Source organism: Hymenobacter nivis (assembly GCF_003149515.1).
GTDB classification, from domain to species: Bacteria; Bacteroidota; Bacteroidia; order Cytophagales; family Hymenobacteraceae; genus Hymenobacter; species Hymenobacter nivis.
Map to the genome: position 1 here is coordinate 374719 of NZ_CP029145.1, position 21621 is coordinate 396339.

Consider the following 21621-nt stretch of genomic DNA (forward strand, 5'->3'; position numbering starts at 1 on the left):
TCCTAAATAATTGATTAACAGTTTAAAACGAGGTTAAGGTAATTGGTTGAGACGCTACATGGCCATGCCGCTCATGTGGTCATCGCCGGCTCCCTGGCGCAGGGTAAACTCGCTTTCCAGCAGGTAGGCTCCGGTGGTTACCACCGCGTCGCCGGCTTGCAGGCCGGCCAGTACCGGTACCGTAGTACTGGTGCCATCGCCCAGGCGCACCCGCACCCGCCGAAACTGCCGCTCGCCGGTTTGCTTCCACACGTAGCTCACGGCCCCGTTGTGGATAATGGCGGCCGGGGGCACGCGAAGGGCCGTTTCTACCGCCGCCGAAACCGTGGGGCGAGTGGCGGGGGCCGCCGGGAGGTTGTTGAGTAGCACGTTGGCCTGGGCCCCGGGCTGGAGGCGGCCGGCGGGATTAGCCACCTCAATGCGGGCCAGCGTCAGCTGGCTGCTGCCGCTCAGCTCGGGGCTCCGGAACACGACTTTGCCCCGCACCGGGTAGGCCTGGCCGGCCACCTGCACGGCCACTGTTTGGCCCAGGGGTAGCCGATTGGCTTCGGCCGGGTAGAGCTGGGCCTCTACCCACACGCTGCTCAAATCGGTGAGGGTGAGGATGGGAGAACCCTCGGCCACGTACTGGCCCTGCACCACGGCCAGGGTTTGCACCGTGCCGGTGCGGGGGCTGTAGTAGGTCACCAGCGGGTTGGGCTTGCCGCTTTGGGCCAGCTGCCGCAGCTGCGCGCCCGACACGCCCAGCAGGCGCAGCTTCTGGGCGGTGGCCTCGGCGAAGTGGCGGTAGGTGGGCTCGGCCACCAGCAGGTCCTGGGCCAGGGCCAGCAGGTACTCGCGCTGTAGGGTTTGCAGCTCCTCGCTGTACACGGAAAATAGCGGCGCGCCCCGGCGCAGCAGCTGCCCGGTCTGGCGCACGTAGAGCTTTTCGACCCGGCCCGCCACCCGGCTGCTGATGCTTTCGGTGCGCCGGGCATTAGCCGTTACGGTGCCCGTCAGCACGGTCTGGGGCACGGGCATATCGGTTTGGCGAATGCTGGTGGCGGGAGTTGGGCCGGTGCCCATCGTCTGAATCTGAATATTACCCAGTGCCAGCTGCTGGGCCGTGATAATAAGGTCATTGGTAGCTAAATCGGTGTCTGGTAGCTGGCTGATGGCCGGGCGGGCCGACGTTTTCACCAGGTCCATACCGCAGATGGGGCAGCTGCCGGGCTGCTTTTCGCGCACCTGCGGGTGCATGGGGCAGGTGTACACGGCCGAGGCCACCACCGGCTTCTTTTGGGCGACGGGCGGTGCCACCGCCACCAGGTGCATGTGGCAAATGGGGCAGTCGCCCGGCGCATCGGCGTGGATTTGCGGATGCATCGGGCAGGTGTAATAGGCCGCCGCCTTAGCGGTTTGGTCGAGGTCAGGCTTGGTTTGCTGGCAAGCCGTTGCACCGAGCAGCAGCCCGGCCAGCAGCAGCGTTAGCCACGGCCGCCAGCGGGTTTGCCAGGGCTTGTCTTGGAGTGCATTAGTCATGGGCGGGCGGGTTGGCGGCGTTGGCGGAGGTTTGAATAAATCCCTCGCTATCAATGAGGTACTGGCCATTGGCGGCCACGTCTTCGGAACCGGTGAGGCCGCGCAGCACTTGCACCTGGCTGGCGGTGCGCTGGCCTACCTGCACGGCCACCGGCACGAACGTGGCCCCGCGTCGCACGAAGGCCACCTGCCGGGTACCGAGGTCTACCACGGCGGTGCGGGGCAGCCAGAAGCTCCCGGTCCCGGCCGGGGCGGCGGTGGGCACCAGCTGCCCGGTCAGGCGCTGGCCGCGCCGCAGCCGGCCCTGCGGGTTGGGTAGGTACACCCGCACGGCCGCCACGCTGGCCCCGGTGCGGAACTCGGGCTCCACTAAATCGAGCCGCGCGGTGCGGGACGGCAGACTGGTGCCTTCGGCCACCACGCGCAATTGCTGGCCGGGTCGCAGCCGGCCCAGCTCGGCCGGTGTGGGCTGAAATAAGCCCCAAACCTGGTCGGTATTTATTACCTGAAACAGGGTTTGGCCGGTGCTCACATACGCTCCTTCCGTGAGGCTGAGCGCCTGGGGCTGCCCCTGGGTTGCCGCCGAATTATCCGCGGGTCCGCTGGGTGTGCCGGCGCTCATGGCGCCGGTAGCGGCGGCACCGTTGGCCGGAACTGGCGCGGCAGTTGTTAGACTTTCCACCACGTAGCCATCGTAAGGGCTGAAAATGACTACCCGGTAGCTGGGCCGGCGCGTGCGGGCCAGGTCCGCGAGCTGCTGGTTGGTGAGGCCGAGCAGGCGTAGCTTCTGCCGGGCCCCGGCCACCAGCGGCGCGTTGGCGGCGTCGTTTTCCAGCAGGAAAATCAGCTCCTGCTCGGCCGTTACCAGCTCGGGGCTGTAGAGTTCGAGCAGCTTCTGGCCCCGCCGCACCGGCTGGTAGTTGAAGCGCACCGCCAGCTGCTCGATGCGCCCGCCGAAGCGGGCCGCCACGGCCCGGCTGCGGCGCGGGTCGTAGTCCACCACGCCCGGCAGGGTGAGGGTATCGGCCGCCGCGCCCTCGGCGGTGGGGCGCACCGTGGCCACGGCCGCCAGCACGGCGGCGTTGGGGGCCTGGCTTACCTGGTTCAGGTCGGCGGGCGCAGCGGCGGCGGCATTATTATTCAGTACTTTGGGCACCAGGTCCATGCCGCAGATGGGGCACTGGCCGGGGACCTCGCGCACAATCTGGGGGTGCATGGGGCAGGTGTACTGCATGGCCGCCGAGCTGGCCACCGGTTGGGCGGGGGCCTGCGACGCGGGCCCGTGGGCCTGGCCGTGGCAGCCGGCCAGCAGCGCCAGTACCAGTAGCGGGGCCAGCAGCCGAACGGGCCAGTTGCGGCGGCGGGGGCTATTGCTCAAGTTCCTGGTCATAGCGCACATGAAGGGTCATCAGTTCATATTGGGTATCAAGGTATTGCAGGCGGGCCATCAGCCAGGCATCGAGGGCTTCGACCACGGCGGGCAGCTGGGCGGTGTTTTGTTGGTAGGCCAGCAGCGTGACCTGGTAGGTTTTGTGCAAGGCGGGCAGCACGCCCTGCTCGTAGTTGAGCAGCTGCTCGCGCTGCACCCGCAGGTCCGATTGCAGGGTGCTGATGCGGCCGGCCGCGTCGTTGAGCAGGCTGGCGCGCTGCTGCTGCACGGCCTGGGCCTCAAAGCCCAGGGCGGCGGTGTTGGCCTTGTACTCGCGGGCCGACCATGGCGCGAAGGGCAGCGTGACCATGCCCATCACCGAAAACTGGTTGGGGGTGTTGCCGATGCCGTTCATGTGGTCGTAGCGCACCCCAAAATCGGGCCGGCGGCGGCTGGCTTCCACCTGCTGGCTGAGGCGCACCACGGCCAGGCTACGGTCGAGGCGGCGCACGTCGGAGCGGCGGGCGGCTAGGGCGGTGGTGTCCGGGTACGGGCCGGCGAAGCTGGTGGGCAGCAGGGTATCCACGGCAAACTCGGCTTCGGGGTCGCGGGCCATCAGGGTGTTCAGGCCGATGGTGTGCTGGCGCAACTGGCCGTAGAGCCGGGCGTGGTCGTTGCCGTGCTGGGCCACCCGCGCCTGCACCTGGTAGATGCTGGCCAGCGTGGTCTGGTTGTAGGGGTAGCGGGCCTGGGCAATTTTCAGCAGGAAATCGAGCAGCTCGGAGCTCTCGTCCAGCACTTTCAGCTTCTTTTCCAGCACCACGCGGCCGTAGTACAGCGTGCGGGCCCGGGCCCGCAGCTCGTTGAAGCTGGCGGCCTGGTCGGCCTGCTCCACGGCGGCCTGGCTGGCCAGGTAGTCGCGCTTGGCGCGCTGCTTGGCCGGGTTGGGCAGCATCTGCTCCACCGAGACCATTTGCATGCCCATGCCCTGGCCGTTGTTCATCTCCTTGATGGGCCGCTGGTTGTAGGGCGTCATCCAGTAGCCAGCGCTGATTTTGGGCGGCTCCCAGGTGCTGGCCCCGGCCACGGCGGCGTCTTTGGCGCGGGCGCGGGCGTCGTACTGGCGCAGGGCGGGGTTGGCCTGCCGCACGTTGCGCAACACGGAATCGAGCGGCAGCCGGGGCTGCTGGGCACGGGCCGGGAGGACCACTAGACCAAGCAGCCCTATCAGTATCAGGAAAGGTGTTTTCAGCAAATTTAGCATGGTTTCAAGCGCTTAATGTTTCACCGCGAGCACGTCCAGCTTGCCAAACTTGCGCAGCTCGTACTCCTTGGTCATCAAAAAAATCAGCGGCGTGACCAGCAGAATGTGCGTCGAAGACGTGAACACGCCCCCAATCATGGGCAGCACGATGGGCAGCATCACGTCGGAGCCCGTACCCGTGGCCCACAGCACCGGCACCAGCCCGAACAGCGCCACCGATACGGTCATCAGCTTGGGCCGCAGGCGCTTGGCCGCACCATTGAACACGGCCTCGCGCAAATCCTGCTTCGTAATGGTTTCGCTGGAGTTGCCTTTGCGGGCCACCAGCTGCTGCATGGCATCATTGAGATAGATGACCATGATGACGCCCGTTTCCACGGCCAGCCCGAACAGGGCGATGAAGCCCACGGCCACCGCCACCGACAAATGCACGCCGTAGAAATACACCATGTAGGCCCCGCCGATGAGGGCGAACGGGATGGTGACCAAACTCAGCAGCGCCTCGCGCACCGAGTGGAAGGCGAAGTACAGGCACCCAAAAATCACGAGTAGCACGATGGGCAGAATGAGCAGCAGCGTGCGCTGCGAGCTAATGAGGTTTTCGTACTGTCCGCTCCACTCCAGGTAGTAGCCGGCGGGCAGCTTGCCCTGCATGCTCTGCACCTTTTTCATGGCCTCGCTCACGGTGCCGCCCAGGTCGCGGCCCCGCACGTTGAAGAGTACCGCGCCGCGCAATTGGGCGTTTTCGGAGTTAATCATGGGTGGGCCGTTTTCGAAGCGCAGGGTGGCCACGGCCGAAAGCGGCACCGGCCCGTAGGCGGTGGTCTGGATGGGGATGCGGCCCAGCGCGGGCAGGCTGTTGCGGAAGTCTTCGGCCAGGCGCACGCCGATGGCGAAGCGCCGCCGGCCCTCCACGGTGCTGGCCACCGGGGCCCCGCCGATGGCCATTTCCACCACCTCGTTCACCTGGTCCACGGTGAGGCCGTAGCGGGCCAGCTGGGGGCGGTTGAGGTCGATTTGCAGGTACTTGCCGCCCGTGATGGGGTCCACGTACAGGTCCTCCACGCCGGGCACGCCTTTGAGGGCCGCCCGCACCTGCTGCGACACCCGATAAATGGTATCGAGCTGCTGGCCATATACTTTTACGCCCACGTCGGTCCGAATACCGGTGCTCAGCATGTTAATGCGGTTGATGATGGGCTGGGTCCAGCCGTTCACCACGCCGGGGATTTGCAGCTTGCCGTTCAGCTCTTCAATGAGTTTGGCCTTGGTCATGCCGGCCCGCCACTCGGCGCGGGGCTTGAGCTGGATGATGGTTTCAATCATGCTCAGCGGGGCGTTGTCGGTGGCGGTGCTGGCCCGGCCGGCCTTGCCCAGCACGCCCTTCACCTCGGGCACCTGCATAATAATCTTGTCCTGCACCTGCAAAATGCGCTTCACCTCGGTGTTCGACACGTCGGGCTGGGTAATGGGCATGAACAGAATCGAGCCCTCGTCGAGCGGCGGCATAAACTCGGTGCCCAGACTCAGCAGCAGTGGAATGCTCACGGCCAGCAGCGCCAGGTTGATGGCGATGGTGGTTTTGCGCCAGGTCAGGCACCAGTTGATGAGGGGCGCGTACACCCGCTCCAGGCCCCGGTTGATGGGGTTCTGCTCCTCGGTTTTGAACTTGCCCTTCATGAAAAAGGATAGCAGCACCGGGGCCAGCGTCACGGCCAGCACGGCATCAATGAGCAGGATAAAGGACTTGGTGTAAGCCAGCGGATGAAACAGCTTGCCTTCCTGCCCGGTGAGCAGAAAAACCGGCAGAAACGACGCCACGATGATAATCGTGGAGAAGAAAATGCCCCGCGACACCTGCTGGCTGGATTTCTCGATGATGGCGAGGCGCTCGTCGTTAGTCATTATTTAGGGGGATTTAGGTGTAATCAGCACGTCATGCTGAGCGAAGGCGGAGCCGCAGCCGAAGCATCTCTACCGCTCCGTTGCGCCGATTAGGTTAGTGTTGCGGTAGAGATGCTCCGCCTTCGCTCAGCATGACGTTCTCTTTGTTGTCCGGCGGCCCGCCCGCACTGGCCGCTTCCTCCGCCGCCTGGTGCAGCGCCAGGTTGCGGTAGGCATTTTCGGCCATCACAATGCCGTTATCCACAATCACCCCAATGGCCAGGGCGATGCCGGTGAGCGACATGATGTTGGACGAAATACCAAAGGCATTGAGCAAAATGAAGCTGGCCGCGATGGTAATCGGAATCTGGAGCAGGATGCTCAGGGCGCTGCGCCAGTGGAAGAGGAACACCAGCACCACCAGCGACACCACGGCCATTTCCTCCAGCAGCGTGTGCTCGATGTTGGCCACCGATTCCTTAATCAGCCCGCTGCGGTCGTACACGATGTCGAACGACACGCCGGCCGGCAGGCCCTTGGCTACTTCGGTCATCTTGGCCTTCACGCGGGTGATGACTTCGTCGGCATTCTCGCCGTAGCGCATTACCACAATGCCGCCCACGGCCTCGCCCTGGCCGTTGTGGTCGAAGATGCCGAGGCGGGCTTCGCCGGTCATCTGCACCGTGCCCAGGTCGCGCAGGCGCAGTGGCACGCCGCCCGGGCGGGTGAGGACCGGTACGTTTTCCAGGGTGGCCACGTCCTGAATGTAGCCATTGGTTTTGATGATGTAGCCGGTGCCGCCCTGCTCAAATTTGCGGCCGCCGGCTTCGTTGTTGTTGCTGCGCACGGCGGCCAGCACCTGCGGCAAACTCACATTGTAGTAGGTGAGCTTGGTGGGGTCCACCGTCACCTGGTACTCGGGCTGGAAGCCACCGAAGCTGGCCACTTCGCTCACGCCGGGCACGGTTTGCAGGCCGAATTTCACGTACCAGTCCTGCAAAGCGCGCTGCTCGCCCAGGTCTAGCTTGGGGGCTTTGAGGGTGTACCATAGCACGTGGCCCACGCCCGTGCCATCGGGGCCGAGGGTGGGGGTGAGGCCGGCCGGCAGCAGCCGCTGGGCGTAGTTGAGGCGTTCCAGCACCCGCTCGCGGGCCCAGTAGATATCGGTGTTGTCGTTGAAGATGACGTACACGAAGCTCATGCCGAACATGGAGGCGGCGCGCACGGCCCGCACCTGGGCCAGCCCCTGCAGGTTGGTTACCAGCGGATAAGTCACCTGGTCCTCAATAATCTGCGGCCCGCGTCCGGCCCACTCGGTGAATACAATCACCTGGTTTTCAGACAGGTCAGGAATCGCATCAATCTTGCTGGCCCGGATGGAGAAAATACCCCAGACCAGTAGCCCGGCCGATAGCAGCAGCACCACGCCCCGATTGCGCAGGGACAGGGAAATAAGTTGTTCAATCATCTGATTAGCAGTAGTCAGGCGCTTTATCCCGGTGGGATAATAGCATGTTACTCCGAGCGTTGCCGGCCGAGCCAGTTGCTCAGCATACCGGACGCGCGAAAGCCCCACGGCCGCACGGCCGGGGGCACCAGGCAACACCCGGAAGCTAAATCAGGAAGGCGTGGCCCCGCACGTAGGCGGGGCAGGCGAGTGGCGGGGCGGCGGTAGCCCGCAGCGGCGCGGCCGGCTCATCGGCCGGATAAGTGGGGATTGGCAGGCGGTAGGCCAGCCGCAGCACGGGCGGCGCCGGCACGGCTAGCAGCACCGGCAGCTTGAGCTGCGCAGTGGTGAGCTTCACATCCTTGAGGGTGCTGCTCAGCTTTTGGTCGTGGCAGCAGCCGGTGGGCTTTTTGGGCACCGGGCAGCAGCAGGCCGCTTCGTGGGCCACCGAAACGCCCGTCATCGTTGCCCCACAGAAATGCATGCTGTACACCAACCCGGGGCTGGACAGCAGGTAGCTTACAAGTAGGAATAGACTGAGGAGGCGTTTCAAGTCAACAGAACAACGAGTTAGCAGAATAAATTGCCGCCCACAAAGATACGGCGGCTGACCAGCGCAGGATTTACATAATTCAACGACGAGGCTTGCATAATTTGCGCCTCTATCCGAGGCACAGCCGGCTAGGAGTAGGGGCGCAGCTACTAACCTAGGACTTACGCACTCGCCTAAGCAAGTGCTTGGATGAGTGGTTTTTGAAACAACTGCCGCAGGTAAGGTACCCATTGCCGTTGGTGCGCCTATTACATGGTTTGCCCAATGGCACGCGCATGTTGGCGGAGCGAACCCACGCTAAGTAGCCGCATTGCAAGTGGTTGCGCTGGGCTTGGGCCTTGCGGCATCGGCACTTCTCCGCCCCGGTCAGTTGTTTGAAGCTACGGTGAAACCCCCCGACCTGCCCCCGCACCTGCACGGCCTCAAGCACCATTTCGCGTGTTAAATGAGCAGCCAAGTAATTGATAATGAATCATTCAATGTTGCAATTCGTGGCCACTAGCTTGAAGAGCTTTACCCCAAAAGGCACCTCTTTCCGGCGCACTTCTACGCCCTGACTCCAGCCTTGCGGCGGCGGTTCAAGCGTGTCGAGGCCCTGGTAACCGCTTTCTTTGGCTAGGCTTACCAGCCGGTTGCTTTTCAGGTCGTGAAAAAGGTCCATCCCGCGCGGTGAATGCGTTTCAAATGGGTGCTGCCCGCGCACCAGGAATCGAATAAAATGTTGCGCATCAATACGTTGCTCGCCGCGACAACGCCGTCGAACAAGTCCGGAAAATGTTCGTTTTTGGTTTTCTAGTCCTCGTCGGGCGCATAAATCCGGTAGTCCAGGGCAGAAAATCGCCCGCCTTCCTGCTGCTGTGCACCCGGTTGACCAGGCCGACGCTGCGGACCATGCCGTGGACGTTACCCGAATACTGGCGCTTAGTGAGGCCGATGAAGTGGCTGTAGCGCTTGTTTTGGACGCTGTCATCCACCAGTAGAAAAGCCTCGGGCGAGTCGTGGAGCAAAGGCTGTGCTAACGCACGCAACTAGTTGATTGAAAGCTCAGTGGTGCGCAAAAACCGATTCACTTGGTCGTGGCTTACGTTTGGCAGATGCGCCGCCAGACACGTGCAGGTATAGTTTTTGGGCGTACTAAGTGGCAAATCAGATTTAATTGTTAGGTATCAAGTTGCAAACCGGATGGTTGTTATCCAACCCGGTCGAGGATGTGCCAGACGACGGTCTTGAGCGTCTGGAAGCTAAGGTAGGCTTCGGGCCGTAGCCACTCGTATTTAACCTTACGCCAGAGGGTTTCAATTTTGTTGAGGGGGGGCTGTATGTGGGCAGGTAAAAAAGGTGAACGTTTTGGTCTTCCCAGTGCTGCAGGCGTGCCTGCAAGGCGGCGCTGTGATGGATGTGGGCGTTGTCGAGCACCAGCACCGTGGGGCGGGTGCGGGTGGCGGCCCAGGCATCGAGCGTGTCGATGACAAAGGCCGTGTCCAGAGAGCCTTCGCGGGCGGCGGCGTGCAACGCATTGGTGGTGGCGTTGTAGCAAGCAGCCCAGCACGTTGAAGCGCGGGCTGTGGCGGGGTAGCGAGCTGTTCGTTAGGGGATTGCCAGCCGTAGGGGATGGCCGAGGTCAGGCAAAAGCCGGATTCATCGCCGTAAAACAGGTCAATCGCTTCTTCTTTTCCCAGCTATTGCGGCTGCTGCAGATGGTCCGTTTTCAGGGCATCTGGGTCCTGCGCCGCTTTCAGGCTGTGGCGGAAGCGGCGCCATTTACCCCCACCCTTTTTAAAAAATGCTTTAGCGTCAGGGGCGAGAAGTCTTTGTCCAGCTCCTGGCGCAGGGCAGCGGTCACTTTCTTGAGTTGCTGGCGGTTGGCCCGCACGGCGGCCTCCACCCGCTCCCGGTCGGCGGCCTGCAGGATGGCGGGCCGGCCCTGGCCTTTGACGGGGGCCAGGCCCGCCTGGCCCCCGCTTCCCAGCGGTTAAACCACGTGTGCACCGTCCCTGAGCTCACGTGCAGCAAGGCCGCCAAAGCGGGCACAGAATGCCCATTGGCGCTCCACAACAAGCCCTGGCAATGCGCTCGGAACTGATGCTACAGGTGATGATGATGCCCGGCCGCTAACGTAGTCCGTTCCGCGGCCTCTAACGTAATGTAGCGTTTTTGCATCCTCCAAGTAACCCGATAGAACTTGCTGATTAAGTATCCGTTGGTAAATAGTTTGCCCGGCCTACTTAACTATTTATGCCTAGTTTCAGGCCGTTTTAAATTATTTACTATCCGAACCCATGAATCGATTTTGCCTCTGGGCCCTGCTGCTGCCGCTGGCCATTAGTGGCTGTAAAAAAGACGAGGCCGCCGGGGCCGATACGGGCAGCGTATCGCTCGAAATGACCACCGTGGTGGGCACCGCGCCCCTGGCCTTCGACGGCACGAGCTACACAAAATCGGACGGCCAAACCTTCAGGGTTACCAAGTTTAAGTACCTGCTTTCAAACGTGCAGCTGCTGCGCGCCGACGGCACCGCCTACACCGCGCCCGATAGCTACTACCTCGTGGATGCAGCCCAAACCGCCACCCAGCACCTGGTGGTGCCCAACGTGCCGCTGGCCGAATACACCGGCCTGCGCTTCGTGGTAGGCGTGGACGCGGCCCGCAACACCGCCGGGGCCCAAACCGGGGCCCTCGACCCCAACAACGACCTGTACTGGGATTGGACCGCGGGCTACGTGTTCCTAAAAATGGAGGGCACCTCGCCCCAGGCCCCCCACCCGGCGGCCGCCGCCGAGGGCGGCCTGCGCTTCCACATCGGCGATAACGGCATCCAGCGCACCATCACCTTCGCCGGAATCCCCTTGGCTGTGACGGCCACCCAGTCGCCCGCCGTGCACCTGCGGGTGAACGTGCTGGCCCTGTTCGACAACGCCGGGGCCCCCAGCAAGAACATTGATTTCAGCAAAACCTCCGAAGTAATGGGCGGAGCCGGTGCGCCCGCCGTGGCCGATAATTACGCCGCCGGCTTGTTCACGATGGAGCGCGTGGCCGCCAATTAAATTAATTAAAAATCAAAAAACGGTGAATTAAAAATGAGTGCTCAACATGATCTTCAGCCTGATTTTTAATGCTCCCTTTTTAATTTTTTTAATTAATTCAAATTTCCACAGCTATGAGGAATTTTTCTTCGCAAGTGCTGCGCCGAACGCGCGGGTGGGTGGCGGGTGGCCTGGTGGGCGTAATTGCCGTGGCCGCGTGCAGCCGCGACGGCGGCAGCGGCGACGTGCCCACCCCGACGCCCCCGCCGGCCGCGCCCACGCCCTACGCTCTGGTGCTGCCGAGCAACTTCCCCGGCAGCCCGCTGCTGCCCGCCGATAACCCCCTCACGGTGGAAGGCGTGGACCTGGGCCGGCACCTGTTCTACGAGAAAACGCTGTCGGTTGACAACAGTATTTCCTGCGCCTCGTGCCACCGCCAGTCGCTGGCCTTTACGGATGGGCTGGCCCACGCCGTGGGCGTGAATGGGGCCCGGCACCCGCGCAGCGCCATGTCGCTCAGCAACTTGCTCTGGGACCCGCTGCTGACCTGGGACGGCACCTCGGCGGGCTTGGAGGTGCAGGCCCGCACGCCGCTCACCAACGCCATTGAGATGCACCAGACGCTGGCTGCCAGCGTAGTCAAGCTCCAGGCCCAGCCGGCCTACGTGGCGCGGTTTGCCAAGGCCTTCGGGGCGGGGGCCCTCACCGAAGACAATATGCTGAAGGCCCTGGCGCAGTTCGTGCGCACGCTGGTATCGGGCAACTCGCGCTACGACCGCTACCGGCGCGGCGACCGCAGCGTGCTTTCGGCCGACGAGGTGCGGGGCTTGCAGCTGTTCATTACCCACCCCACGGGCACGGCCATCGGCCGCGGCGGCAACTGCGCCGACTGCCACGCCGGCGACCTGCAAACCAACCACCTCTTCGTCAATAACGGCCTCGACCTGACATTCACCGACCTGGGCCGCGCCGTGCCCACCGGCCTGCCCTCCGACCAGGGTAAGTTCCGCATCCCGTCGCTGCGCAACATCGCCCTCACGGGGCCCTACATGCACGACGGCCGCTTCGCTACCCTGGAAGACGTGCTGGCCCACTACAACGAGCACATTCAGTACGGCAGCCTCAACCTCGACCCCAACATCCTCAATGGTACCAACAGCCCCTTGGGCATCGGCCAGCCCCTGGGACTGACGGACACCGAGAAGAAGCAAATCGTGTTGTTCTTAAGAACATTGACCGATTCCACCTTCATCCAGGACCCTCGCTTCAGCCAACCCACGGACTGAAGGTAGCACGGCTGTAGCGCGGACTTTGTCGTCCGCGGCTCTCGCTTCGTCCTACCGATTACCGTTGGGCGACCGGGCAGAGCCGCAGACGACAAAGTCCGCGCTACATTCTACGCTATGCCCAGCGGTGAAGCTCGCCGTGCAGTACGGTGGCGTGCGCGTTGAATTCGTGGTCGAACGCGCACAAATCGGCCCGGTAGCCGGGCTCGATGAGGCCCAGGTGGCCGGCCAGGCCCAGCACGCGGGCAGGGTAGAGGCTGGCCATGCGCAGAGCTTCAGGCAGGGCGATGCCCACGTGCTGCACGCAGTTGCGCACGGCCCCCAGCAGCGTGAGGGCCGAGCCGGCGAGCGTGCCGTTGGCATCCACGAAATGGTCGCCCTGGCGGTGAAACTGGTAGGCCCCGTGGGTCGATTCGTTCACTGCGTCGGTGATGAGGAACAGCCGCTCGCCCATGATTTTGTGGGCAATGCGGACGGCGGCGTAGTCTACGTGCACGCCGTCGGCCACCACGCTGGCGGCCGCCGCCTCGTCGTCCAACACGGCCCCCACCAGCCCGGGGGCCCGGTGCAGCAGCCCCGACATGGCGTTGAACAAGTGCGTGGCCGCCGCAAACCCGCCGCGAAACGCCGCCTGCCCCTGGGCAAACGTCGCGTCGGAATGGCCCGCCGAGCACACCACGCCGGCGGCCCGCAGTTGGGCCACGGCTTCGGGCGCGGCCATTTCCGGGGCCAGCGTCATGATGCGCAGCACACCCGCGCTGGCGGCCAGCAGCTCGGCCAGGGGCCCCGGCGCGGGCCGCTGGATGAACTCTTCGTGGTGCGCGCCTTTCTTAAGGGGGTTGAGGTAGGGGCCCTCCAGGTGCAGGCCTAGCAGGCCGGGCGTGGCGGGCAGGGCCGTGCGCACCGCCGCAATGGCCGCCTGCATCAGGGCGGGCGCGTTGGTGGGCATGGTGGGCAGGAAGCTGGTAGTGCCGTGGCGCAGCGTGTGGGCCCGCAGGTCGGCCAAAGCCGCGGCGGTGGGCTCGACGGAAAACAGGATGCTGCCCCCGCCGTAGAGCTGCAAATCGACGAAGCCCGGGCAGAGGTTGGCGCCGTCCAAATCGTGCCGGGGCATGTCGGCGGGGGCTTCAACCGCGGGCAAAACGGCGGCAATCAGGTTGTCGTCAACCAGCACGGCGTGGTTGGGCAGCACAGCGTGGCCGGTGTATACGGTGCAATTGGTGAGCAGGTAGCGCATAGCGATAGGGGGTGGGCGGGGGGGCGGAATGAGCGGCGTGGACGGGGCGAAGCTAACTGGCCGCCGTTTGATTTCGCCGCGGGGGCCCGCCGGCCGGCCTGGCACCGGGCAGCTATTTTTCAGGAATAAAGCGGGGCGCTGTTTTGGGGATTTGCCGGGGCCAGCGGGCCAAACTGGGCCTTAGGGCCGGCTTGGCCCGGGGGCAGGGGCGTGGCCACAAGCAGGCAGTTCGTCGGAAAATAAAAACGGCGCGCAACGCTGAAAACGCTGGGGGTCATAAATTGCCGCCTCATTCAGTTCAACACCATTCCATGTTAACTCCTTCTTCTGGCCGCCTGCGCGCCGGCGTGCTGTACGGCGACGAAGTGCAACAGCTTTTCCAACGCGCCAAGGCCGAGGGCTATGCCCTGCCCGCGGTGAACGTGACCGGCACCGACACCGTGAACGGCGTGCTCGAAGCCGCGCGCGACCTGAACTCGCCCGTTATAATTCAGTTCTCGAACGGTGGGGCCCAGTTCTTCGCCGGCAAATCGGTGCCCAACGACAAGCAGCAGGCCAGCATTGCCGGCGGCATTTCGGGGGCCCACCACGTGCACGCCATGGCCGCCCTCTACGACGTGCCGGTGGTGCTGCACACCGACCACGCCGCCAAGAAATTGCTGCCCTGGATTGACGGCCTGCTCGACGCCGGCGAAAAGTATTTTGCGCAGCACGGCCAGCCGCTCTACAGCTCGCACATGCTCGACCTGTCGGAGGAGCCGATTGAGGAGAACATCGAAATTTGCGCTAAGTACCTGGCCCGCATGGCCAAAATGGGCATGACGCTGGAAATTGAGCTGGGCGTGACCGGCGGCGAGGAAGACGGCGTGGACAACTCCGACGTCGATTCGAGCAAGCTCTACACCCAGCCCTCGGAGGTGGCCTACGCCTACGAGGAGCTGAGCAAAATCAGCCCGCGCTTCACCATTGCGGCGGCTTTTGGCAACGTGCACGGCGTGTACAAGCCCGGCAACGTGAAACTAGAGCCCAAAATCCTGCACAACTCGCAGGAATTTTTGCGCGAGAAGCACAAGATCGAGGCGGCGCTGCCCATCGATTTCGTGTTCCACGGCGGCTCGGGTTCAAGCCAGGCGGAAATCCGCGAGGCCATTAGCTACGGGGCCATCAAGATGAACATTGACACCGACTTGCAGTGGGCCCTGTGGGAAGGCATCAAGGACTACTACGTGAAGAACGAGGCCTACTTGCAGGGCCAAATCGGCAACCCCAACGGCCCCGACTCGCCCAACAAGAAATACTACGATCCCCGCGTGTGGCTGCGCGAAGGTGAGAAAACCTTCGTGGCGCGCCTCAAGCACGCCTTTGACGACCTCAATGCGGCGAACCGCCGCGGCTAGGGGCCCCAAAGTTGCATTTTCCGGAAAGGCCGCCCGTATTGCACGGGCGGCCTTTCTTTGTAGGGCTAACTTTGACTAAAAAGGACGGTCATGCAGAGCGCAGCGAAGCATCTCTCCCGCAGCAGTAATCCATGATTAGTTCAGCAGTAAAGATGCTTCGCTGCGCTCTGCATGACGTGCTAATAAATCATCCATTATCCCTATGCGACCAACTTTCATTCTCCCTTTCCTACTCGCCCTGGGGGCCCTAACCCAGGCCCGGGCGCAGGCTTTCACCCCAGCCGAAGTGGCCCGCTGGAAACTACAGGCCCGGCAGGTAGCGGTGACGCGCGACACCTGGGGTGTGCCCCACATCAACGGCAAAACCGACGCTGACGCCGTGTTTGGGGCCCTGTACACGCAGTGCGAGGACGACTTTGCGCGGGTGGAGGACAACTACCTCACCGCCCTGGGCCGCCGCGCCGAGGTGGACGGCGAAAAAGCCCTCTACGAAGACCTGCGGGCCCGGCTGTTTATGGATAGTACCCAGGCCATCGGCGTGTACGGCCGCAGCCCGCTGTGGATGAAGAGCCTGCTCAACGCCTTTGCCGCCGGTACCAACTACTACCTAGCCACTCACCTCGCGGTGCACCCGCGGCGCATCCGCCGCTTCCAGCCCTGGATGCCGCTGCTCTTCACCGAGGGTAGCATTGGGGGCAACGTGAGCGTGGTGCCAGTGGATCGCCTCAAGGCCTTCTACAGCCAGCAGAAGCCCACCTCGTGGCAGGGGCCCCGGCCGGCGGTGGAAGGGGAGGGCTTCGACCGCAGCTCGGTGGGCTCGAACGGCTTTGCCATTGCGCCGGCCAAAAGCGCCTCGGGCCACGCCCTGCTGCTGATTAACCCGCACACCTCGTTCTACTTCCGCTCCGAAATGCAGCTGACGAGCGCCGCCGGCCTCAACGCCTACGGCGCCGTAACGTGGGGGCAGTTCTTCATCTACCAGGGCTTTAACGCCAAGTGCGGCTGGATGCACACCTCCAGCTCCGCCGACTCGATGGACGAGTACCTGGAAACGGTGACGGAAAAGGACGGGAAATACTATTACCAGTACGACGGCCAAGCGCTGCCCGTGCGCGCCCAGCCCGTCACGCTGGCTTATGTGAAAGACGGCCAGCTGCTGCGCCGCAAGTTCGTGGGCTACCACACGCCCCACGGCCCCGTGGTGGGCTTGCAAGACGGCAAATGGATAACGGTAAAGATGATGGATGCCCCGCTCGCCGCCCTCGAGCAGTCGTACCTGCGTACCAAGGCCACCGACTACGCCAGCTTTAAGGAGGTGATGCGCCTGAACGGCAACGCCTCCAACAACACGGTGTTTGCCGACGCCAAGGGCACCATTGCCTACTGGCACGGCAACTTCATGCCCCGCCGCCCCGCCGGCCCCGACTGGAGCCAGCCCGTGGACGGCAGCACCAAGGCCACCGAGTGGCAGGGCCTGCACCCGGTGGAGGACATTGTGCAGGTGCGCAACCCCGCCAGCGGCTTCCTGCAAAACTGCAATTCCACGCCCTTCACCGTGGCGGGCCCCGGCAGCAGCCCCGACCCGGCCAAGTACCCCACCTACATGGCTCCCGAGCCCGACAACTACCGGGGCCTCAACGCCGTGCGGGTGCTGAGCCGGCGCCAATCCTTCACCCTCGATACGCTCATCGCCGCCGCCGACGACCCGCACCTGGCCGGCTTCGAGAAGCTGTTGCCGGCCGCCCTGCGCGACTGCCAGCTGCTGCTCGACGCGGCCAGCGACGCGCCGCTGCCCGCCGGCGTGAAAGCAGCCATGCCCGTGCTGCGCGCCTGGAACCTGAACTACAGCGCCACCTCGGTGGCCCAAACGGTGGCCATTTACTGGGCCGAGCGCATGCAACGCCTGGCCCGCCCCCGCGTACCAGCCGGCCAAACGCTGGATTACATCACCTTCACGCAGTTCGTCATCGACCACGTCACGCCCGAAGAAAAAGCCGCCGCCCTGGGCGAAACCCTGGCCGAACTCACCCGCGACTTCGGCCGCTGGGACGTGGCCTGGGGCGAGGTGAACCGCTACCAGCGCCTGACCGGCAAAATCGACGAAACCTACGACGACGCGCAGCCCAGCCTGCCGGTGGCCTTCACCTCGTCGGCCTGGGGCTCGCTGGCGGCCTTTGGCGCCCGTACCGCGCCGAACACCAAGCGGCGCTACGGCTACGTGGGCAACAGCTTCGTGGCGGTGGTGGAGTTTGGGCCCCGCGTGGTGGCCCGCTCGGTCGTGACCGGTGGCCAGGACAGCCGCCCCGGGGCCCCGCACTTCACCGACCAGGCCCCCCTCTACACCCAAGGCAAGTTCAAGGACGTGTGGTTCTACCCCGAAGATGTGGCCAAGCACGTGGAGCGGCGGTACCACCCGGGCGAGTAGGGGCGGGGGCCACGGTGGACGCCGCCCCCGCCCGCCGCGCCGGCATCGAGCGCGTGGCCGGCCACTTCGCCCGCAAGGCGCAGTCGGGCTTTTCGCCGCTGCCGCTGCCCGAGTAGCGGGGGGTTACGTGCCTTGTAAGGGCCCTGGTCGCGCCGGCGACCGGGGCCTTTTGATGAGTATTATTGGTGCTGGCTCTTGGCAAGTATAATTGACATCTTCCCGAAATACTTACCAACACTGGTAAGTATTTCGGGAAGATGTCAATTATACTTGCCAGTGCAGACGGGCCAGCAAGCCCCCCTCCCTCGCGCCGGGCCTAACTTGCGGGCCTATGCTAACCCCCGTTTTCCGCACGCCGGCCCAGGTTCTTAATCTTTCGTTTCGCCGCCAAAAGCCTACCCAGGACGAGCTGGATTCCTTTCAGGCCGCCCGCCAGCAGCTGCTGGCCGACCTGAACCCCGCTGAGGACGAGGAAAATGCTAAGAAGCGCATTGGCTCGTTTCTGGAGCGCGTGCTGCCGGGCTACGACTTCAACAACCGCAGCAAGCGCGACTTCGTGATGCGGCGCGGGCCAGCTACCACCGACCCGGTGGGTGTCATCTTCGAGATGAAGCACCTGAGCAAAAAGAAGGAGATGCCCACCGCTACCGACCTCAACCGGCGGGCCCTGCACCAGCTCGTGTACTACTACATGCAGGACCGCGCCGACCACTCGGGCGACACGGTGACGCACCTCGCCATCACCGACGGGCACGACTGGTACGTGTTCGATGGCCACGACTTCGACCGGCTGTTCTGGTGCAATGCCGAGTTTAAGAAGCAGTTCCGGCAGTTTGAGGCGGGCGGCTACACCAGCAAAAAGCGGGAGTTTTTTTACGACGACATTGCCCAGCCCTTTCTGGCGGCAATGGAGGGCGAGCTGCGCGTGGCCCACGCCGACCTGGCCGACCCGGCGGGCGGCCTCAGCGGGCAGATTCAGCTGCTGAAGCTGTTTTCGGCCACCCACCTGCTGCGGCTGCCCCTGCCGGGAGCCGACGGCAACACCCTCAACCGGGCCTTTTATACCGAGCTGCTCTACCTGATGGGCCTGGAGGAGGTGAGCGACAAGGGCCGCAAGCTCATCCGGCGCTGCGCGCCCGAGCGCCGCCACGCGGCGGCCCTGCTCGAAAACGCCATCGAGCAGCTGCGGGCCGAAAATCTGTTGGAGCGCCTGCCCGCCGCCGAGCGCGCCGCCTACGGTTCCGATGCCGACCCCGAGCGCCAGTGCGAAGAAATAGCCCTGGCCCTGTGCCTCACCTGGGTGAGCCGCCTCTTGTTTTTGAAGCTGCTGGAAGGGCAGCTGCGCCGCTACCACGGGCCGCAGGCCGAGGCGTTCCGGTTTCTCAGCCCCGACGCGGTGCAGGAGTACGACCACCTCAACCGGCTCTTCTACCGGGTGCTGAACCGGCCGGTGGCCGCGCGCGGCCCCCGCGAGCAGGCCGAGTTCGGCCGGGTGCCCTACCTCAACTCCACGCTCTTTGAGCCGGCCGCCCTGGAGCAGGCCACCCTGCGCATCTCCAACCTCGACGACCACCTGCGCCTGCCCCTGCTGGCGGGCAAGGCCGGCAAGTCGGTGCTGGCCGCCGACCCGCAGGCCCCCGCCTCGGCCCTGGCCTACCTCATGCGCTTTCTGGAAGCCTACGATTTTTCGTCGGAGGGCGGCGAGGAGGTGCAGCCCCAGGCCAAGGCCCTCATCTCGGCCTCGGTGCTGGGCCTCATCTTCGAGAAGATAAACGGCTACCGCGACGGCTCGTTCTACACGCCCGGCTTCGTGACCATGTACATGTGCCGCCACACCCTGCGCCGGGCCGTGGTGCGGCACTTCGCCCAGCGCTACGGCTGGGCGGCCACCACCCTGGCCGAGCTGCGCGACTACGTGCAGGAGCAGCCCCCGGCCGCCCGCGCCGGGCTGGCCGCCCACTTCGCCACCCTGCGCGTGTGCGACCCCGCCGTGGGCAGCGGCCACTTCTTGGTGAGCGCCCTCAACGAGCTGCTCGTCATCAAGAGCTACCTGCGCCTGCTGCGCGACGAGGAGGGGGCCCTGCCCTGCCAGCTCAGCATCGACCGCGACGAGCTGGTGGTGCAGGACGACGACGGCCACTTCGTGCCCTACCGCGCCACCTACGACCCGGCCACCGGCCAGCGCACGGTGGGCGCGGCGTTCACGCGCTTGCAGCGGGCCCTGTTTCGGGAGAAGCGCCAGCTGCTGGAGCATACCCTGTTTGGGGTGGACCTCAACCCCAACTCGGTGCGCATTTGCCGGCTGCGCCTCTGGATTGAGCTGCTCAAGCACGCCTACTACCGCCCCGAAGGCGGCTTCCAAGAGCTGGAAGTGCTGCCCAACCTCGACCTCAACATCCAGCCCGGCAACTCGCTGCTGGCCCGCTTCCCGCTGGGCGAAGACCTGAGCGACATTTTCAAAGACCCGCGCTACGCGCTGGCCGCCTACCGGGATGCCGTGGCCGCCTACTTCAACGCCACCGGCCACGCGGCCAAATCCGAGCTACAGGTTTTCCTGGCCAACCTGCGCCAGCACTTCCGCGCCACCATCTCGCGCCGCGACCCGCTGCGCAAGCGCATCGCGGCCCTCAACGACGACCTGCGCCGCGTGGAGCTGGACGCGGTGCCCGACCTGTTTGGCAAAATCAAGCTGCGCGAGGAAGATGCCTGGGCCCAAACCACCGTGCTGCACAAGCGCCTCGAACCCCTCGAAACTGAGCTGCGCGAGCGCGAGCAGGGCACGCTGTTCCGCGATGCCTTCGAGTGGCGCTTCGAGTTTCCCGAGATTCTGCACCCGGATGGCTCGTTCCGGGGGTTTGACGTAGTGATTGGCAACCCGCCGTACATCCGGCAGGAAGAACTGGCCGGGCCGTTTAAGCGGCACTTACAGCAGCAGTTTGTGGCCTCCGACAACCGGGCCGACCTCTACGTGTACTTTATTGAGCTGGGGTTGAAGCTGCTGGCCCCCGGCGGCGAGCTGTCGTTTATTACGTCCAACAAGTGGCTGAGCACGGGATTTGGGCTTCCGTTGCGGCGCTGGCTGCCGGCCCACCACACGCTGCTGGAATACGTCGATTTTGGCGACCTCTACGTGTTTCCCCAAACCAAAGCCTACCCGGCCATCCTGTCGGTGCGGCGCACGGCCCCGGCCGAAGGCAGCCACTTTCGGGCCGCCCTCATCCCCGCCCTGCCCCCGCCCGCCCTCGAAGCGCTGGTGGCCACCCACGCCCGGCAGGTGGCCCAAAGCTCGCTGCAAGAAACCGGCTGGACCCTATCGGACGCGCCCGGCCAATCGCGGCTTGATGCCCTGAAAGCCGCCGGCACGCCCTTGGGCGAATACGTAAACGGCCGGATGTATCGGGGCATCCTTACCGGCCTCAATCCGGCCTTTGTCATCACGGCCGACACCCGGGCGCGGCTGGTGGCCGAGGACGCCCGGTCGGCGGAGGTCATCAAGCCTTTCCTGGCGGGGCGCGATTTGAAGCGCTACCGGCAGCCGCAACACGAAAGCCACTTGATTTTGCTGCCCAGTGGCTGGACGCGGCAGCAATTGGGCTGGACCAAAAACAAGCGCGGCAGCTACAGCGTCCCGCCGGCGCAACCAAAATTTGCTACCCCCTGGGAAGCGCTGCTAGCCAGCTACCCAGCCATTGCCAGCTACCTGCTGCCTTTTGAAACGGCCGCCACCGCCCGCTCCGACAAGGGTAACTACTGGTGGGAATTGCGGGCTTGCGACTACTACAGTTTGTTTGCGGGCGACAAAATCATGTGGAAGGAAATTGCCACTTACCAGGAATTTACGCTGGATACGGGGGGGAATTACGCCAACAATAAAACCTTCTTCATTCCGGGCCACGACTTGTTTTTGCTGGGCGTACTCAATTCCGCTTCCGCCTTTTTCTTTTTGCAGCAAGTCACCACTAAGATGAAGGACAACGCAATGGCCATGCAGATTCCGCAGGTATCGCAGCTCCCCATCCCGCCCGCCACGGTCGAGGAGCAGGCCACCATTGCCGGCTGGGTGCAGCAGGTGCTAACGGCCAAAGCCGCCGACCCCGCCGCCGACACCGGGGCCCTGGAGCAGCGCATTGATGCGGAGGTAGCCCGGCTGTTTGGGGTGGAGTAGGGGCCTAGTAAGAATAAACGGGGCCGGGCAAAAATACTTACCAGCATTGG

14 protein-coding genes and 1 pseudogene are annotated in these 21621 nt (G+C 64.3%); 5 read left to right on the forward strand and 10 right to left on the reverse strand.

What is annotated here, in order from left to right; translation table 11 throughout:
- Nucleotides 1-54 precede the first annotated feature (54 nt).
- The 9 genes and pseudogenes from DDQ68_RS01560 to DDQ68_RS24540 all read right to left on the reverse strand — a co-directional run bounded on the left by DDQ68_RS01560 (nt 55) and on the right by DDQ68_RS24540 (nt 10069).
- Nucleotides 55-1521 carry a heavy metal-binding domain-containing protein gene (locus tag DDQ68_RS01560; RefSeq protein WP_162549721.1) on the reverse strand — a complete coding sequence of 489 codons (1467 nt, stop codon included), beginning with the start codon at nt 1519-1521 and terminating at the stop codon, nt 55-57.
- Nucleotides 1514-2911 (reverse strand): heavy metal-binding domain-containing protein, encoded by a 1398-nt coding sequence (locus DDQ68_RS01565; RefSeq protein ID WP_162549722.1) that lies wholly within the window; start codon nt 2909-2911, stop codon nt 1514-1516. The genes DDQ68_RS01560 and DDQ68_RS01565 overlap by 8 nt, the downstream gene beginning before the upstream one ends.
- A complete protein-coding gene (locus DDQ68_RS01570) occupies nt 2889-4100 on the reverse strand; it encodes a TolC family protein (RefSeq protein WP_162549723.1) in 1212 nt (403 codons plus the stop codon). Before DDQ68_RS01570 ends, DDQ68_RS01565 begins: the two co-directional genes overlap by 23 nt.
- 66 nt (nt 4101-4166) lie before the next feature.
- Nucleotides 4167-6059 carry an efflux RND transporter permease subunit gene (locus DDQ68_RS01575; RefSeq protein ID WP_109652475.1) on the reverse strand — a complete coding sequence of 631 codons (1893 nt, stop codon included), beginning with the start codon at nt 6057-6059 and terminating at the stop codon, nt 4167-4169.
- Nucleotides 6060-6153: 94 nt separating this feature from the next.
- Entirely contained in the window at nt 6154-7506 is a 1353-nt protein-coding gene (locus DDQ68_RS01580) for an efflux RND transporter permease subunit (protein WP_245897236.1), read from the reverse strand.
- Nucleotides 7507-7651: 145 nt separating this feature from the next.
- The gene (locus tag DDQ68_RS01585) at nt 7652-8038 is read right to left on the reverse strand and encodes an HYC_CC_PP family protein (RefSeq protein ID WP_162549724.1); all 387 of its coding nucleotides are present in this window, start codon (nt 8036-8038) and stop codon (nt 7652-7654) included.
- A 173-nt stretch (nt 8039-8211) separates the two neighbouring features.
- Nucleotides 8212-9195, reverse strand: a pseudogene (locus tag DDQ68_RS24915) (IS701 family transposase).
- Nucleotides 9191-9550 (reverse strand): transposase, encoded by a 360-nt coding sequence (locus DDQ68_RS01600; protein WP_109652495.1) that lies wholly within the window; start codon nt 9548-9550, stop codon nt 9191-9193. Before DDQ68_RS01600 ends, DDQ68_RS24915 begins: the two are co-directional and overlap by 5 nt.
- A 327-nt stretch (nt 9551-9877) precedes the next feature.
- Complete coding sequence (locus DDQ68_RS24540) at nt 9878-10069, reverse strand: hypothetical protein (protein ID WP_369076529.1); 192 nt, start codon at nt 10067-10069, stop codon at nt 9878-9880.
- A 248-nt stretch (nt 10070-10317) separates the two neighbouring features.
- Between DDQ68_RS24540 and DDQ68_RS01610 the strand changes: the two genes are divergently transcribed.
- Complete coding sequence (locus DDQ68_RS01610; RefSeq protein WP_109652501.1) at nt 10318-11082, forward strand: MbnP family protein; 765 nt, start codon at nt 10318-10320, stop codon at nt 11080-11082.
- A 113-nt stretch (nt 11083-11195) separates the two neighbouring features.
- Nucleotides 11196-12347, forward strand: coding sequence for a cytochrome-c peroxidase (locus tag DDQ68_RS01615; RefSeq protein WP_109652503.1), 1152 nt, complete (start codon nt 11196-11198; stop codon nt 12345-12347).
- Between the two features lie 115 nt (nt 12348-12462).
- Here DDQ68_RS01615 and nagA read toward each other — a convergent pair whose 3' ends face one another.
- A complete protein-coding gene (nagA, locus tag DDQ68_RS01620; protein ID WP_109652505.1) occupies nt 12463-13584 on the reverse strand; it encodes an N-acetylglucosamine-6-phosphate deacetylase in 1122 nt (373 codons plus the stop codon).
- A 311-nt stretch (nt 13585-13895) separates the two neighbouring features.
- Between nagA and fbaA the strand changes: the two genes are divergently transcribed.
- The 3 genes from fbaA (at nt 13896) to DDQ68_RS01635 (ending at nt 21571) form a co-directional block, all read left to right on the forward strand.
- A complete protein-coding gene (fbaA, locus tag DDQ68_RS01625; RefSeq protein ID WP_109652508.1) occupies nt 13896-14981 on the forward strand; it encodes a class II fructose-bisphosphate aldolase in 1086 nt (361 codons plus the stop codon).
- Between the two features lie 202 nt (nt 14982-15183).
- On the forward strand, nt 15184-17406 hold the full coding sequence (locus DDQ68_RS01630) for a penicillin acylase family protein (RefSeq protein WP_109652511.1): 2223 nt from the start codon (nt 15184-15186) through the stop codon (nt 17404-17406).
- Nucleotides 17407-17737: 331 nt separating this feature from the next.
- Nucleotides 17738-21571: a type IIG restriction enzyme/methyltransferase gene (locus DDQ68_RS01635; protein ID WP_109652514.1), complete on the forward strand. Its 3834-nt coding sequence runs from the start codon at nt 17738-17740 to the stop codon at nt 21569-21571.
- Nucleotides 21572-21621: the final 50 nt, after the last annotated feature.